Genomic DNA, 16,252 nt, shown 5'->3' on the forward strand with positions numbered 1-16,252 from the left:
ATTTTTGTCATTATTTCATTGAGTCATTGAGTCATTTTTTTTAAATCATGCAAAGCAATGACTTAATGACCAGATGACTCAATGATAAATTAAATTACAGTGTCCCTGAATACCGGCATGCTCATGCAATGGAAACCACCGCGGGCACGGGAAAGTTCGGCTGAAGGCATTAATATCAGCGTATCAGTCAAACTTTGCGGATCAAGTTCATTATTCTCAAATTTTTGAAGCAGTTCGGCTACCCGGATCACATTAAAACCGCCTTCTTTAAAAGCCTCTACAGTTTTATCATTCCGATCATATCCAACAACAACGCCTTCTTTTAGGGCAAGCAGGTTGCAGGAGTCTGTCCATTGTTCACGGGCATCAAAGGGGAAGGTGTTGTTGCCCGAGTAAATAAACTTGGTTTTTACACCGCTTTTGAGATCGTTCTCGCTGATGTCGGAAAGCAGGTCCTCAATACAACCAAATAGCCTTGGTTTTTTATCTTTTTCAAACTGTACAATTTCTGCCCGTTCTTTTTGTTTTTTATCAGCAAACCATGATATCGGCTCCCGTTCCTCAATGGGGGCTTCGGCCACCGCAAGCGAGCGGAGTAGTACCCAGGTATCGCGCTTTACCTGCGTAAAAACAGTATCGATATGCATATAATCACGCTTGTTTGGAATTTTTACGATGGTTACCTTCTTCAGTACATCGTGTTCAAACAACAGCCTGATAGCTTCATTAGCACCGCTGACAGATGTCCGCTCACTGCAGCCGATCACTAAATGATTAGGACTTACCATCATCACATCGCCGCCTTCTAAAGTTGTGCGGCCTTCTGCGTCTTCGCCCGGGCGTAAAAAATGCTGCGCGGTTTCAGGAATCTCCAAAATATTATCGCGATAAGCCTCAAACAGCGGATGATTGAAAAATATGTAACGCATCAGCAAAGTTTCGCGGAAACGGGCTTTCTTTGCCGGCTTATTGAGCAGCATATGATTATTCACTGCTATACCCAGATCCCTCGAAAAAATAAGGTTGGGGATAGGGGCAAAGATCATTTCTTCGGTTGTTAACGAGCCCGAAATAAAGATCTTGGCCAGCTCAACCGGGTCGGTGTCGGTAAGCTGCTGTTGTAAACGGTAATTGCAGCTTTCAACCGCGCATACAGAAGCTACAAGTTTTTTACGGATATCCGACTGCTGTAAAATATCGGCTAACAGGGTTTGGATCTCGATAACCTTATCTGATGAATGGAAGCTTGCATTATCGGGTTTAAAAAACGAACGGCGCGTTGCTTCATCATCAATTTGATGCAGCTTGCCTTTTATTTTATCCGGGTCAAGAAAATAGAGCAACAGCTTTACGTAGTAGTCGTATTCATTCCTGCGTACCGTATCCAGGTGAATTATATCTTCAAAAAGCCAGTCCTGCGCCTTTGAAGGCACAACTTTGCCCAAACCGCTATCCGGACTATGAATAAGCAAAGTGCGGAGTGTGCCAATTTCGGAGGTTACATCTATTTTAAAATCGGAGTTGGTTATTGTCATAAAACACTATAATCGTAACACAAATCTATCAGAAATTAAATTACAAAACGGGCTTACCCGGCAAAATTAAGGTTGAGTGATATTTGACTGGATGACCTCCTAGTATGTTTCTATCCGGGTGTTTAGCCTCCGCAGCATCACTTTGATATCAAAGTCCTGGTGGATGGTACAGATCATTCTTAGTTTCAACAAAAACGTATTGCCGTATAAAAGGCTTTAGTATTTCGCCGGGCGTAAAGCGTTCAATATGCATTTAACTAAGATACAGAATTTGTTAATCAGAAAATTCCCGCCCGGCACGACTCAAGATTGTATCAATACGGATCAACGTCGGGCTGTACAATACTGCCCGTGCTAAGTTTGGTTGTATAATACTGAGTGATCACATCCCTTAAAACAGTTTTTGCTTTTATGATAGAAATCCCATCCTTCTCAAATTTGAGCATAATGCTTTTAATGTAATAATTGCGGATCCTGCTGATGAGCGGCTGCTCCGGGCCAATCACCCGCTCGCCAAAATGCTCCCGGAGCCGTGCGCCAAGATATTCGGCCTGGTTATGGAGCACATCGGGATTTTTATGCTTGATATCGAGGTTAATGATCCGGTAGAAGGGAGGGTATTTAAAGCTTTTCCGCTCTTCCATCTCGGTAAAATAAAGATCGGCGTAGTTGTTATCAATCACCTGCTTTAACACCCGGTGATAAATATCATAAGTTTGCACTACTACTTTGCCTTGCTTGCCCCGGCGGCCTGCCCTGCCGCTTACCTGTGCAAGTAGCTGATAACCACGCTCGTTTGCTCTATAGTCAGGGAATTTCAGCAGGCTATCAGCATTAATAATACCGATTAGTGTTACATCTGAAAAATCAAGCCCTTTGGCCACCATCTGGGTACCAACCAGGATATCTATCCTTTTTTCTTCCAGATCGTTGAGGATAGTTTGCAGGGAGTTCCGTGACCGTGTAGTATCCAGGTCCATCCGGGCAATCCGGGCTTCGGGCAATAAAACGCTCAGTTCGTCTTCGATTTTTTCGGTACCGAAGCCTTTATATTCTAAATGGGTAGATCCGCAGGCGGGGCAAATGGATGGCGTATCTTCCTTGTAACCGCAGTAGTGGCAATGCAGTTTGCCGCTGCTTTTATGATAAGTAAGGCTTACATCGCAGTTGATACATTTTGGAGTATAAGCACATACTTTGCACATCAGGATGGGGGCATATCCGCGGCGGTTTTGGAATAAAATCACCTGCTCTTTATTTTCAAGCGCCTGCTTGATGCCTTCAATCAGTACGCTGGTAAAGTGCGACTGGATAGTTTTTTGTTTGGTTTCGTGAGCGATGCTCACCACCTGCACATCGGGCAGCTCAACGCCGCCAAAGCGTTCGGTGAGCTCTGCAAAACCGTATTTGTGAGTGCGGGCATTATAGTAGCTTTCAAAGGATGGCGTGGCCGAACCCAAAAGCACTTTACCCTGGTGCATGTTAGCCAAAAAAATCGAGGTGTCGCGTGCGTTGTAGCGCGGCGCCGGATCAAATTGCTTATATGATGTTTCGTGTTCTTCATCAACGATGATCAATCCCAGATCGGCAAAAGGTAAAAACACGGAGGACCGCGCGCCGAGCACAATCTTATACTCTCCGCTTAAAACTTTCTGCCAAACCTCAACCCGCTCATTGTCATTAAAACGCGAATGATAAACGCCGATATCAGCACCAAAATACATCCGCAACCTTTCAATAATATGTGTTGTTAGGGCTATTTCAGGCAAAAGGTAAAGTACCTGTCTGCCGCTGCGTACAATCTCTTCTATCAGCCTTACATATAATTGTGTTTTGCCTGACGAGGTTACGCCATGCAACAGCGTTACATCTTTTTCTTTAAACTGCCCGCGGATACTTTGAAGTACCTCCGTTTGCTGTTCGCTCAATTCAAAGTTGTTGCCTTCTTCTCCCTCTTCAAAATGCAGGCGGCTAACGCTCCTGTCTTCCGAAAAGAAGATCTCTTTTTCAATGAGCGATTTAATGCTTGATTCACCTGCACCGCTTTCTTCAATAAGTTCGTTTTTGGTGATGTTTTTTTGATGACGGGAAAGCTTGATGTAAGCTAATAGGGCATCGGCCTGTTTAGGCGCGCGCTTTTCCAATATCGGGAATAGCTCCCGCAGATTATCCTGATTGTTATAAACCGGGTTAAGTGTAATAAAAGTGCGTTTGCGGGGCTTATAACGTTCGTTTACTTCTTCGGATATGTTGATGATGTTTTTTTCAAACATCAGCTTCAATATCGGCATTACAGTTTTCTGTCCCAAAAGCTTGGTAATATCGCTTATGGTAAGCTCCGGCTGAATTTCGAGGGCTTCAACAATTAAAAACTCTTTATCGTGAAGCGTGGCTTTATCTATCTCATATTCCCGGTTAAGCATGATGCGGGTTTCGCTGGCCAGCTTCAATGCCGATGGCAGCGCGGCGTTCATAACTTCGCCTATGTTGCACATATAGTAATCTGCCAGCCACTGCCAAAATTCGAGCTGCTTAGGAGTTACAACCGGGCGGTCATCCAGGATCTCGACGATATATTTTGCTTCGTACTTTTCGGGGGCCAGTTTACCTATCTCTTTAACAATAGCTGTATAAAGTTTGCTTTTGCCGAACTGCACTACCACTCTTTTGCCAATGGCAACAGCATCATTTTGATCATAAGGAACCCGGTATGTATAGTTTTTTGAAATAGCCAATGGCAAAATCACTTCGGCAAAAAGTGTTTCACGGTCGGTATGTTCAATTTCGGCAAACTCTAACATTGTTTCTTATTTGTTGCGGATAGCAGCTAATGCCAGCATCAGCCAGCCCAAAATGAACAACAAACCACCAATGGGTGTAATTGGCCCCATGGCTATAAGCCAGTTCCAGCCAAGCAGATCGCGACATGATAACAGGTACAGCGAACCTGAAAAGAATATAATGCCGAAAGTGAACAGGTAGTAAGCTGCTGATATTAAGCCACCGCTCTTTTCCCGCGCAAAAACTGCTAAAAAAAGCAAAGCAAATACATGGTAGAAGTTGTATTGTACAGCAGTATGCCAAACCTCAAGCTGGGCGGGGGCAAGCAATGCTTTTAAACCGTGGGCTCCAAAAGCGCCGGTGATAACGGCCAGCATACCTAAAAACGAAGCGGTAATAATTATTTGTTTGTTCATGCGATATAAAAAGCTAAGTTAACCAATTGAAAGTATTACTTTAACGCCGTGGGGTAAAATTCTATATTTGCTGCACGCCCCTGCTATGAAACGACTGATAGTAACCACTATATTTTTGATTATAGCTACCGTGCTGGTAACGGTGTTATATTTTAAAAATTTAAGTCCGCCGGGAGTGCGTACCGGGCAGGTTATGCGCGCTATTCCTGATAATGCGGTGGCCGTATTTGAGTTTGGTAATGAAAAGGGATTTTATGATATTTTTGCCGGCAACCAGCTCCTGAGCACTTTTGTTGGCCCCGCCAAATTACATGAACTTGATACTTTACGCAAGTTGCTCATTGCCTCTCCGCAGCTTGATCAATTTTTTGCAGGCCAAAACATTTTCGTTTCCCTTCATCCTACAAATAATGATAATATAGACTTGCTTGTAACTACTTCGGCATCAAAAGCTTTTTCGGCAACTATGTTTAATCATTTAACAGGCAATGCCAAAAGCGCTTTACAAATAGCGCCAATGCAAATAGCAGCAAGCCAGGGTTATAATATATATGTCAAGCCGCTCGACAAACATTTTTACCTCATTAAAACCGGCGACAATATATTTTCGGGCAGTTTTTCAAAAGATTTGGTTGATCATAGCGCCATCTACCAGCAGGATAAAGGCCATAATGGCTTTGTACCGTTGCCTGAGCAGCAAAACGCCAATTCGCTTGCCAATCTTTATATTAATTACAACCAGCTAAACCCGTTTTTTGATCAGCTGTTCCTTAATAAAACTACCGATCTTTTTAAGAGCTTTAGAATGCTGCCGGCCTATGCGGCATTAAACTTAAATTATAAAAGCGATGCTTTGATGTTTAACGGGTTCACCACTAAACGAAATAATGCAACCAGTTATTTAAACATTTTTTCAGCCCAGCAACCTGTCGAGAATCATTTAAAAGATATTTTCCCGGCTACAACTGCCTACAGCACAAGCTTCGCCGTTTCAGATCCTAAAAAGTTTGAGGCCGACCTTTCACAATGGCATGATAAAGCGGGAGTGGGCAGAGAAAAGAATGAACTTTTGAACAAGGTAAAATCAGAAGCAGGGCTGTTTGTAAAACCTGAGTTTGAAAAGCTGCTCGGTAACGAGTTCGCGATAGTTACCACGCGGTACTTTGAAAAATTTGCCATCATTTCTGTTAGGGATGGCTCAAAGCTTTTTCCGGTGATGATGAACATCAGTAATATGGTTACTGATAAAGTAGGCCAGTTTAATTATGAAAAACTGCCTTTCTTTTTATTGGGGGATGCATTCAGCGTTTTCCGGAAGCCCTACTTTATGATCATTGATAATTATCTCATACTTGCCACGTCGGTATCCGAGTTAGAAAGTTATAACGATACTTACTTCAATCGCAAATTCATCGGCAAAACCGATCAGTATACCCAGTTTGATAATTTGCTGGCCGAAAGGAGCAATGTGGCCTTTTTTATTAACTTTAAAAACATGCAGCCTGTATTAAAGCGCGATTTAAAAAGGCCTTTTTACGATGCTTTTGAAAACAGCGACCCCGGTTGGAAAAATTATTATGGTGCTGCCTTCCAGCTCACCGCATCCGACAAAAACTTTTATACCAATTTTTGTATGCGCCTGAATATGCCGGATACAAGTACTGTGAAAAAATAAATTTATTGTGTGTTACAAACAATACCCAATCAATTTCGTAAAACAATACAATCAGAAATTTGTAATAAATTTACCTGTATCACTTTGTGTTATCTTTCAGATAGTTTCAGAGTAAAGGTATGTGAGCTATAATATGAACAAGATCTTTATTATTCTTTTTTTAATCTTTTCTTCTTTATGTGTATCGGCTCAACAGTTTTCGCAATATAACACCGGCACCCTTTATGATTCATTTGAAAATCCTTCACAAAGAGCCTTTATCCCCGATTCGAGCCGGGAAATAGCTTTCAATTTTTTAATCCCGAATTTTAATGCTAATTTCTATATAACCGGCGATATACAACGGCCGCTAAAAAGCCGCGCATTTGCAAGCCCTTCTTATTATAATACCTCATCACTGCGCATCGGCCAAAATGCTTTAAATCATTTCAATGTAAATGCCAATGCATATGCGGTAATGGTTAAACTTTTCACCAGTTTAAACGGCAATGTTGAAATGGGCTTTTCGGCCCAAACCAAAGTAGAAGGTAAAGGCCTGGTCACCGATGAGTCTATAGCTTTTCTTGATGGACCGTCAAATTTTGCGCGTGATAATTATGATAATATATTCAACAACCATTATAGGATGCAGATGTATGACCAGTTAAGTTATATCTACCGGGAGCAGGTTAATAAACAACTCTCCTTAGGCTTTAAGCTGAGCTACCTGTCTGGTGTTCAATATAACAAAATAGATGTGGAGGAGTCGAGCCTGCGGATTAACCGGGACCCGGCAAATCCTGACAATGACAATGCCGACGTTTATATGAGGGGACGGTATTACAGGAGCTATGTGCCCGGCAGACTGGATGGGCGTGACTTTTTACCAACGTTTCGCAACCCAGGTGCGGCGATATCAATGGGTGCAACTTACCGAACAGAGGATGGGATCCTGATACAAGGTAATATAAAAGATCTTGGCTTTATTCACTGGAACAAGCGCTCAACCATTACTGATTTTAATAACACAACAAATATAACAGATATTACATCCCAGCATCGTGATGAGAATATATATAACGCTGTATATGAATTGGTCAGGGGCAACGGAATGGTTACTTCATTTAACACAAAAACCAATGCCAAAGCCGAATTGAGCGTATCCAAAAGCTATTGGCTTGATGATGAAAAAACATACAGATATTTCCCAACAGTTGTAGCCCAAAAAGAAATGTTCTTTTCCGGTTTCACCGGAGCAATGGTTAACTCGGTACAGAAAAACAACCTGATAGCTACCTTAACGGCCACTTATGACGATTATAAATTATTTAATCTCGGCGCACAAATTATGGTAAAATCCCCTAATGTCGAATTTTTTATAGGTTCCGAACGCTTACTAAATACGGGCCGCCTTACTCTGGCCGCTTTAAATAATACCAATCAAATAAATAGGGTAGGCAATTATAGCGGGGCGGATATCTTCTTGGGCTTTTCACTGAAATTTGGACGGGTAATTGAACATCCCATGAATTCCAGCTATATCCCTATGGGCGAAAAAGGGTTTTTTGGCCGTTTGTTTGGCCGTATTTTTAAAACCAATAATTAAAGCGCTTTTTTCCCGGCTATAAAATCTTTAAGGTAGTAAGGTTCGTAATAAGCTACATCTTCAAATGCGCCATCAGCAAATTTTTGAGCTGCTTTTTGAGTAAGATATGTTGCCGAATTTACAAAATCATCCAAAAACAAAGCATTTGGGCTTTCACTTAAAACAGCTTTGCATTTTTCGGCACCATCACCAAAAAACAGGATCTGATGGTCTTTCAAATAGTTGGCAAAGCTGTTTCCTTCTATAATATCAGCAGCTGTTTCACGCACCCTGTTGCCGGCAGCATCAAATAATGCTGTATAAACCTCCATTCGGCGGGCATCTATCATCGGGCATAACAGCATATTACCATCAGTAGCATCCCCCAGGCTGTTAATAACGCCATAAGCCATAGCCTCAAGTGTTTCAACCGCTATCAAAGGTTTATCAAGGGCGAAGCACAATCCTTTGGCGGTAGATACACCTATCCGTAAACCGGTGTATGACCCCGGACCGCTGCTTACAGCAATAGCATCAAGCTCGTTATAAGTTAATCCCGAGTTATTCAGCAAATCATCGATATATAAAGTAATAACTTCAGCATGGATATTACGGATATTTATTTGCTTAAAGCCCAAAACCTTGCCATCGCGGGCAAGTGCTACCGAGCAGGATGTTGTTGCTGTTTCTATTTGAAGTATGAGGCTCATATTATAAATTTATGGTACCGGATCATGCCCATGGCCACCCCAGGGATTACAGCTGGCAATGCGCTTTATGGTTAACCAACCACCTTTAAAAGCACCATACTTCCTGATAGCTTCAACACCGTACTGCGAGCAGGTGGGTGTATACCGGCATGATGCAGCCGAAAGCGGCGATATAAAATATTGGTAAAATTTGATCAGGATGATGAAAACTCCCCCAACTAATGCTTTTAAAAACCTGGCGATTGTATCCATAAGCCCATTCATGTTAATTAGCTGTGACGGGTATTGCAGCAGTTAACTCACCGGAAAGCTGGGCGAGCATCCTCAGCATTTTTTTTTCGATGAAAAGGTATGGTTCAATTTCTTTGCCTACATAGCCTACCGAAACAATTACCTTTTTATCCGCTTGCTGCAGAATATCATAAAGATGCTGCTGTTTGTGGAGCCTGTACGCTTCGCGCATCAGACGTTTTACCAAATTACGGTCGACAGCGTGCTTATAACGCTTTTTAGGAACGGAAAAAAGAATTTGCGCAGGATAGGGCTGTGGCTCGGGATTGACAAGCCAGGATACCCGGAAGGGATAACATAAAAAAGAAGAACCGTTATGAAAAAGCTTGTCAATAAGCCTCTTGTTACATAACCGTTCTTCTTTTTTAAAAGTATACATAGTTGCCATTTTTGAACCGAAGGATAAAGCAGATAAGCGGTTCCAAACCCTTATAAATAGGGTAGGGCAACCTCAATTATGCTTTGTGCCTGCCTTCGTCAGAAACAGTTAACCTTTTTCTGCCTTTAGCTCTTCTGGCTGCTAATACTCTCCTACCGTTAGCAGTTGACATGCGTTCACGGAAACCGTGTTTATTTCTTCTTTTTCTTTGAGAAGGCTGAAACGTTCTTTTCATGGCTATATTTTATTCTATTCGTCTTTTTAAAACAAGAGCGCAAATGTAGTTATTTTATTTAATAATTCAAACACTATTTTTCTTATTTATAATAACATGTGTACCGCCGCCCGGCGGCTGTAAATCAGCGGCTCTTTTTTCGGAAAACTAATTGTACGCGCAATAATTAAATTCGAAATCCTGTTCATTATCTGAACTAAATAACAGCGGCAAGCTATCATTCCAAATCAAATTAAATAAAAAGTTAAATTTAACATTAATTATTTGTTACAGATTCAGATTTTGCAACAATGTGCACTCGCGAAGTGTGCATTTATTAAAAAAAGCTGAATAAACAGGTCCGAATCATTAACTTAACAAAGTGTAAATTCAACAGCTTATCCTAACAAATGAAATTAATCCTTTCCGTAATATTCATATTTCTATCGGCCGTTACCATAGCGCAGGAGCTACCTGCAACACATTATAAAATTTACGGCACATCCGCGCAAAAGACTATCACGCCCGACGATATTGTTAATGATATGGCCAATGCCGACGTGATTTTCTTTGGCGAAGAGCATAATGATTCAACAGCGCACTACCTGGAATTTAGCTTGTTCAAAAAGCTTTCGGAAAAATATCCGCAGAAAACAGCGCTTTCCATGGAGATGTTTCAAACTGACTGTCAGCTGGTGCTGAATGAATATCTCGCGGGGCTTATTCGCGAAAAAAATCTGGTAACAGATGCGCGTACCTGGCCAAATTATAAGGATTACAAACCGCTTATTGAACTTGCCAAATCCAATCATCTGCCGGTAATAGCAGCCAACGCCCCAACCCGCTATACTAACATGGTTACACGCGGTGGACTTGACGCTTTAAAGCAGCTTGATGCCCAGGCTAAAAGCTATCTTGCACCACTGCCAATTGATACCGCTACCGGAGCTTATTATGATAAATTTGCTAAAATAATGGGAGGTCATGCCTCAATGCCGGGCATGCAGATTTACCAATCGCAAAACCTTTGGGATGCTACGATGGGCTGGTCGATAGCGAAATTCCTGAAAAACCATTCCGGTTTTAAAGTATTGCAGCTTAACGGCGGCTTTCACAGTGAAGAAAAACTGGGCGCGGTAGCTCAGCTTAAAAAATACGCACCCAAATTACGTGTGCTTAACATAGCAACCTATATGGATGATAGTTTTGACAAGCCCGACTGGAGCAAATTAGTCGGCATGGCCGACTATATCATTTTAACTGATCCTAAGCTGCCCAAAACTTTTTGATAGTTCATGGTTGATAGTTCATAGTCGATGGACCATAGTTCATGGTTTTTGTGCTATATGGCTATGTATGAACCATTAACTATTTCCTAACTATCAATCATGGTTACCAAATTTTATGGTTCGCGGTTTTTCTTATAGCTATGAACTATGAACCATCAACTATGAACCATCGACTATGAACTAAATTCCATTAAGCTTTCTTAGCCAGTAAATCGCGGATTTCTGTAAGTAAAACTTCTTCTTTAGTTGGTTCTGGCGCTGCTGCTGGAGCGACTTCTTCTTTTTTCTTCAGCGAGTTGATTGCCTTAACAATTAAAAAGATACAAAAAGCAACTATAAGAAAGTCGATCACGTTGTTGATGAACAAGCCATAATTGATGGCTGTTTCCGGTGTTTTATCAACAGCTGGCTTAAGTACATACTTTAAATCTTTAAAATCAATACCCCCGGTTGCCATGCCAATAGGCGGCATAATAATATCTGCAACCAGCGAGGTAACAATTTTACCAAAAGCAGCGCCAATGATAACACCTACAGCAAGGTCAACCACGTTGCCCCGCATTGCAAATTCTTTGAACTCTTTTACTATTGCCATAAATTAAAGTTTGGTTACTTAAAGTTAATAATATTACATAAACTATCAATTCATATAGTTTTTTTGATAGTGCTAAAACAATTGGCATGCCTAAAACATTTAACAACTTTAAAGCAGATACCTCAAGTAATTTTTAGTTAATATTAATTTGATGTATTTTTGGCTACATCTTAATTATGCTTAAACAGAACCTTCAACAAAAACTTTTACAAAAACTTTCGCCCCAGCAAATACAATTTATAAAATTGCTGCAGGTGCCTACTGTTTCGCTTGATACCCGGATAAAAGAAGAACTGGAAGAAAACCCCGCACTTGAAGATCTGAGCCTTACCAACCTAAACGAACCCGAAGAACAATATCCTGACCGCGACCCCGACGAAGATAATTATAACAATGACGAGGAAAAGGGCGAGATGGATGAATTTAATATTGACGACTATCTGCAGGAAGACAACGTAAATGATTACGGATCGCGCTATGATCAAAATGGTGACGATGAGGATGAGCGTAAAGAGATCCCCATTGCTGTGCAAAGCTCATTTTTTGAAAGCCTGCAAGCCCAGTTAGACCTGCTTCCTTTGAGTGATAAAGATTTCATGATCGGCAAGCAGATCATAGGCAGCCTTGATGACGACGGCTATCTGCGCCGCCCCATCATGTCGCTAACCGACGACCTTGCATTTTCACAAAATGTATTGGCTGAGGATGACGAAGTAGAAGAGATGCTCAGGGTGATCCAGGGCTTTGACCCTCCCGGTGTGGGCGCGCGCAGCTTACAGGAATGCCTGCTGATCCAGCTTCGCAAAAAAGATGCAAACGACCCTATCATCAAAAAAGCGATACAGGTTGTTGAACATTATTTGGATGAGTTTACCCGCAAACATTACGATAAGCTTGAAAAATCATTGAATATGAACTCCGTTGAGTTGCGTGCGGTGGTCAATGAGATCTTGAAACTCAATCCCAAACCCGGCGATTCAAACGAGATCAACACCAAGCAAATGCAGGTGATCCCTGATTTTCATATCACTAACAATGATGGTGTGCTCATCCTTACCCTCAATTCAAAAAACGCCCCCGAACTTAGAGTAAGCCGCTCATACCAGGAAATGTTTCAGCATTATGACAAGGCTTCCCAAAAGGATAAAAAACTGAAGGAAGCAGTGCAATTTGTAAAGCAAAAGCTTGATTCGGCCAAATGGTTTATTGATGCCATTAAACAGCGCCAGCAAACGCTGCTCAAAACCATGAATGCCATTATGCAGTACCAGTATGAGTTTTTCCTTACCGGTGATGATAAAAATCTGAAGCCGATGATCCTGAAAGACATTGCCGACAGGATTGGCATGGATATTTCAACGGTATCCCGTGTAGCCAACTCCAAGTATGTACAAACCGAGTTTGGTACCTTCCTGCTGAAATCTTTCTTCTCTGAAGCCATCCAAACCGAGAGCGGTGAGGAAGTATCCAATAAAGAGGTTAAAAAGATTTTGGAAGAGCATATCGGCAAAGAAGATAAGCGTCATCCGCTTGCTGATGAAAAATTGACCGAGATTCTTAAAGATGCCGGCTACAACATAGCCCGCCGTACCGTAGCCAAATACCGCGAACAAATGAACATCCCGGTGGCAAGGTTAAGGAAGGAACTGTAGATTAGAGATTAGAGGCCGGAGATTAGAGATTAGTTGCAAATCACGATCCTTAACGAAAAATCCCCCATACCGTCATGCTGAACTTGTTTCAGCACCCCACTGGACGGGTGGGCGATTTGCTTGGCAGTGTGCTTAGCATATGAGGTGCTGAAACAAGTTACCCATGACAACTTAAAAAGAGAGGTGTCATACTGAGCCCGTCGAAGTATGGCGGGCAGGCCTCTGCGCACGAGTCTTCGACGGGCTCAGACTGACAAGCCCTCTTTGTCATTTCACCTTCAGAGGCCCCGGATTTAATTTACTCAGCATGCCCCTATCAAAGTAAAACGCCTTAAGAACCAGTCCTTAAGGCGTTTATAATATCAGTACTTTTCAAAGTTTACACATTCACAGCACAAAGCTCACGAACTTTAGCTACTACAAAATCAACTTCTTCTTTTGTATTATACTTTGAGAACGAGAACCTAACCGATGGCCTTGAAGAGCTGGCCCCGATAGCAGTTAACACGTGAGAACCAATGTCGCTGCCCGAACTGCAGGCACTGCCGCCCGAAGCAGAAATACCGGCAATATCAAGATTAAACAGCAGCATATCGCTCATTTCCATCTCGGGGAAAGCCACGTTCAATACTGTATATAAACTTTTTTCGGGGTCGGTTTCGCCGTTAAAGCTTACACCGGGTACGTTTGCAACCAGTTGCTCCATCATGTATGATTTTAAGCCCTGAATGTGGTTTTGGTGCTGTTCCATTTCGCCGTAAGCAAGTTCAAGCGCTTTGGCCAAGCCAACTATACCATAAATATTTTCGGTACCGCCGCGCATGTTGCGTTCTTGGGCGCCACCGTAAATAAATGGTTTTATTTTAATTTTATGATTGATATGCAGGAAACCCACTCCCTTAGGGCCATGCAATTTATGACCGGCACATACCACAAAGTGAGCTTTAAGCTTGCTCAAATCATGCTGGTAATGGCCCATAGTTTGCACAGTATCGCAATGATAAATGGCATTGTATGCTTCGCACAGGTCACCAATACGTTCCATGTCCGATAGGGTGCCTATTTCGTTATTGGCATGCATTAATGAAACAAAACTGCGTTCATTTTCTTTCAATAATGTTTCCAGGTGATCATAATCAATAACACCCTTACTGTCTATATTTACCAGGCTCAATTTAATAATGCCCGATTTTTCCATTGCTTCCAGCGTGTGGAGCACTGCGTGATGCTCGGTGGGGCTGGTGATAGCATGGGTAATTTTGTGATCAATGATACCGCACCTGATAGCCGTATTATCGGCCTCCGTACCGCTTGATGTAAAAAAGATTTCGGCGGGCGAGGTGTGCAGTAAACCGGCAATCGTTTTCCGCGAACGCTCAATTAAAGTACGGGCTTCCCTGCCGTGGGCATGTATTGACGACGGATTACCAAACTGGCTTTCCATCACCTTATACATCTCCTTCATCACATCCGGATCAAGCGGCGTAGTGGCGGCATTATCAAAATAAACGCGCATTTTTTTAAAAATTATAAATTAATGGATCAGTAACTTCAAAAACACATGCCCGGTAATTATATATAAGCAAGCAACCAACGGTATTTACCGCCGGTTGCCTGCTATTTTTAATACCAGTAAAATTAACCTTTCAGTTGTAAGATCTCCTTAATATCGATGATGATCTTATTGGCCAAACCGTTTGCCACGGTTTCAGAATTGCCTTCAGAGTAAATCCTGATAATGGGCTCGGTGTTTGACCTCCGCAAATGTACCCATTCTTTATCAAATTCTATTTTCAGGCCATCAATTGTTGAGTGGGGCTGCTTGATGTATTTTTCTTCAACTTTCGCCAAAAGGGCGTCTATGTCCATTTCGGGTGTTAAAGTGATCTTGTTTTTTGAAATAAAATAACCCGGATATGACGCACGCAAACTTGAAACCGACTTACCATATTTAGCCAGATGAGTTAAAAACAACGCGATACCAACTAAAGCGTCACGGCCGTAATGTAACTCAGGGTAGATAACCCCGCCATTACCTTCGCCGCCAATAACAGCGTTAACTTCTTTCATTTTGTTAACCACGTTAACCTCCCCAACCGCAGCCGCATGGTATTCGCCGCCTACTTTTTCAGTTACGTCGCGCAGCGCACGGGTTGATGACAGGTTAGATACCGTGTTGCCCACATTGTTTTTCAAAACATAGTCGGCTACGGCAACCAGCGTATATTCTTCGCCAAACATGTTACCATCTTCGCAAACAAAGCAAAGGCGGTCTACATCCGGATCAACAGCAATACCCAAATCGGCACGTTTACCCACAACCTCTTTTGATAAAGCTATCAGGTTTTCGGGAAGCGGCTCAGGATTATGCGGAAAATTGCCATCCGGCTCACAATACAGTTCGTGAACGGTTTCAACGCCTAAAGCTTTCAGCAAGGCCGGTACAAAAATACCGCCTGTTGAGTTAACACAATCTATTACTACTTTAAAGTTGGCTTTTTTTATAGCCTCAACATCAACCAGCGGCAAGGCCAATACAAGGTCGATGTGTTTTTGAAGCCAGGTATCATCATGAGTAACTTTACCCAGATCGTTTACATCAGCATAATTAAAGTCGCTGTATTCGGCAATTGTTAGCACTTCCTTGCCATCGGCATCACTGATGAACTCGCCATTTGCATTGAGCAGTTTAAGGGCGTTCCATTGTTTTGGGTTATGGCTTGCGGTAAGGATAATACCACCCGCTGCCTGCTCACCGGTAACGGCAACCTCAACAGTCGGTGTAGTTGACAAACCAAGATCAATAACATCAATCCCCAAACCCTGCAGTGTGCCAATAACAAGATTGTTCACCATAGCACCCGATAAACGGGCATCACGGCCTACCACAATCTTTTTAATCCCTGATTTTTTTACAGCCCATGATCCGTAGGCCGAAGTGAATTTTACAATATCAAGCGGTGTTAAACCATCGCCAACAGCACCGCCTATGGTGCCGCGTATTCCTGAAATAGATTTTATTAATGTCAAAATGCGAAGTTTTTGGTGTGGTAAAAGTAAAAAATATAAGCTACAAATGATATTGTTTTAAGGATTTACGCAAACGCTTGCATATAAGGTTACGGCTAATTTACTGTTTTTTAATACGGTG

The 16,252-nt window shown here is 42.1% G+C and carries 14 protein-coding genes; 4 read left to right on the plus strand and 10 right to left on the minus strand.

What is annotated here, in order from left to right:
* Window positions 1-89: 89 nt before the first annotated feature.
* The 3 genes from ABID99_RS08225 to ABID99_RS08235 form a co-directional block, all read right to left on the minus strand.
* Window positions 90-1,535, minus strand: coding sequence for an arginine deiminase family protein (locus tag ABID99_RS08225; protein WP_373613401.1), 1,446 nt, complete (start codon window positions 1,533-1,535; stop codon window positions 90-92).
* Window positions 1,536-1,849: 314 nt separating this feature from the next.
* Window positions 1,850-4,336 carry a primosomal protein N' gene (priA, locus tag ABID99_RS08230; protein ID WP_373613402.1) on the minus strand — a complete coding sequence of 829 codons (2,487 nt, stop codon included), beginning with the start codon at window positions 4,334-4,336 and terminating at the stop codon, window positions 1,850-1,852.
* A 6-nt stretch (window positions 4,337-4,342) separates the two neighbouring features.
* Window positions 4,343-4,732, minus strand: coding sequence for a DUF423 domain-containing protein (locus ABID99_RS08235; RefSeq protein WP_090527050.1), 390 nt, complete (start codon window positions 4,730-4,732; stop codon window positions 4,343-4,345).
* An 85-nt stretch (window positions 4,733-4,817) separates the two neighbouring features.
* Between ABID99_RS08235 and ABID99_RS08240 the strand changes: the two genes are divergently transcribed.
* Both ABID99_RS08240 and ABID99_RS08245 read left to right on the plus strand, forming a co-directional pair.
* Window positions 4,818-6,407: a hypothetical protein gene (locus ABID99_RS08240; RefSeq protein ID WP_373613403.1), complete on the plus strand. Its 1,590-nt coding sequence runs from the start codon at window positions 4,818-4,820 to the stop codon at window positions 6,405-6,407.
* Between the two features lie 133 nt (window positions 6,408-6,540).
* The gene (locus ABID99_RS08245) at window positions 6,541-7,992 is read left to right on the plus strand and encodes a DUF5723 family protein (protein WP_373613404.1); all 1,452 of its coding nucleotides are present in this window, start codon (window positions 6,541-6,543) and stop codon (window positions 7,990-7,992) included.
* On the opposite strand, the gene tsaB is transcribed toward ABID99_RS08245, so the two are convergent.
* The 4 genes from tsaB to rpmH all read right to left on the minus strand — a co-directional run bounded on the left by tsaB (window position 7,989) and on the right by rpmH (window position 9,586).
* Window positions 7,989-8,681 (minus strand): tRNA (adenosine(37)-N6)-threonylcarbamoyltransferase complex dimerization subunit type 1 TsaB, encoded by a 693-nt coding sequence (tsaB, locus tag ABID99_RS08250; RefSeq protein WP_354483766.1) that lies wholly within the window; start codon window positions 8,679-8,681, stop codon window positions 7,989-7,991. The two genes, ABID99_RS08245 and tsaB, sit on opposite strands and share 4 nt — an antisense overlap.
* Before the next feature lie 9 nt (window positions 8,682-8,690).
* Window positions 8,691-8,933, minus strand: a complete 243-nt coding sequence (gene yidD, locus ABID99_RS08255) for a membrane protein insertion efficiency factor YidD (RefSeq protein ID WP_354483764.1) — start codon at window positions 8,931-8,933, stop codon at window positions 8,691-8,693.
* 13 nt (window positions 8,934-8,946) lie between these two features.
* Complete coding sequence (locus ABID99_RS08260) at window positions 8,947-9,351, minus strand: ribonuclease P protein component (protein WP_373613405.1); 405 nt, start codon at window positions 9,349-9,351, stop codon at window positions 8,947-8,949.
* 76 nt (window positions 9,352-9,427) lie between these two features.
* The gene (gene rpmH / locus ABID99_RS08265; RefSeq protein ID WP_083878950.1) at window positions 9,428-9,586 is read right to left on the minus strand and encodes a 50S ribosomal protein L34; all 159 of its coding nucleotides are present in this window, start codon (window positions 9,584-9,586) and stop codon (window positions 9,428-9,430) included.
* 389 nt (window positions 9,587-9,975) lie between these two features.
* Between rpmH and ABID99_RS08270 the strand changes: the two genes are divergently transcribed.
* Window positions 9,976-10,854 (plus strand): ChaN family lipoprotein, encoded by an 879-nt coding sequence (locus tag ABID99_RS08270; RefSeq protein ID WP_373613406.1) that lies wholly within the window; start codon window positions 9,976-9,978, stop codon window positions 10,852-10,854.
* Window positions 10,855-11,044: 190 nt separating this feature from the next.
* Here ABID99_RS08270 and mscL read toward each other — a convergent pair whose 3' ends face one another.
* Entirely contained in the window at window positions 11,045-11,449 is a 405-nt protein-coding gene (gene mscL, locus ABID99_RS08275) for a large-conductance mechanosensitive channel protein MscL (RefSeq protein ID WP_229701561.1), read from the minus strand.
* Window positions 11,450-11,625: 176 nt separating this feature from the next.
* Here mscL and rpoN point away from each other — a divergent pair, with 176 nt between their 5' ends.
* Window positions 11,626-13,101: an RNA polymerase factor sigma-54 gene (gene rpoN / locus ABID99_RS08280; protein ID WP_090527066.1), complete on the plus strand. Its 1,476-nt coding sequence runs from the start codon at window positions 11,626-11,628 to the stop codon at window positions 13,099-13,101.
* A 379-nt stretch (window positions 13,102-13,480) separates the two neighbouring features.
* Here rpoN and ABID99_RS08285 read toward each other — a convergent pair whose 3' ends face one another.
* On the minus strand, window positions 13,481-14,617 hold the full coding sequence (locus tag ABID99_RS08285; RefSeq protein WP_373613407.1) for a cysteine desulfurase family protein: 1,137 nt from the start codon (window positions 14,615-14,617) through the stop codon (window positions 13,481-13,483).
* 122 nt (window positions 14,618-14,739) lie between these two features.
* Entirely contained in the window at window positions 14,740-16,131 is a 1,392-nt protein-coding gene (glmM, locus tag ABID99_RS08290) for a phosphoglucosamine mutase (RefSeq protein ID WP_354483758.1), read from the minus strand.
* Window positions 16,132-16,252 lie beyond the last annotated feature (121 nt).

This window comes from Mucilaginibacter sp. OAE612, from assembly GCF_041806395.1.
Classification (GTDB): domain Bacteria; phylum Bacteroidota; class Bacteroidia; order Sphingobacteriales; family Sphingobacteriaceae; genus Mucilaginibacter; species Mucilaginibacter rubeus.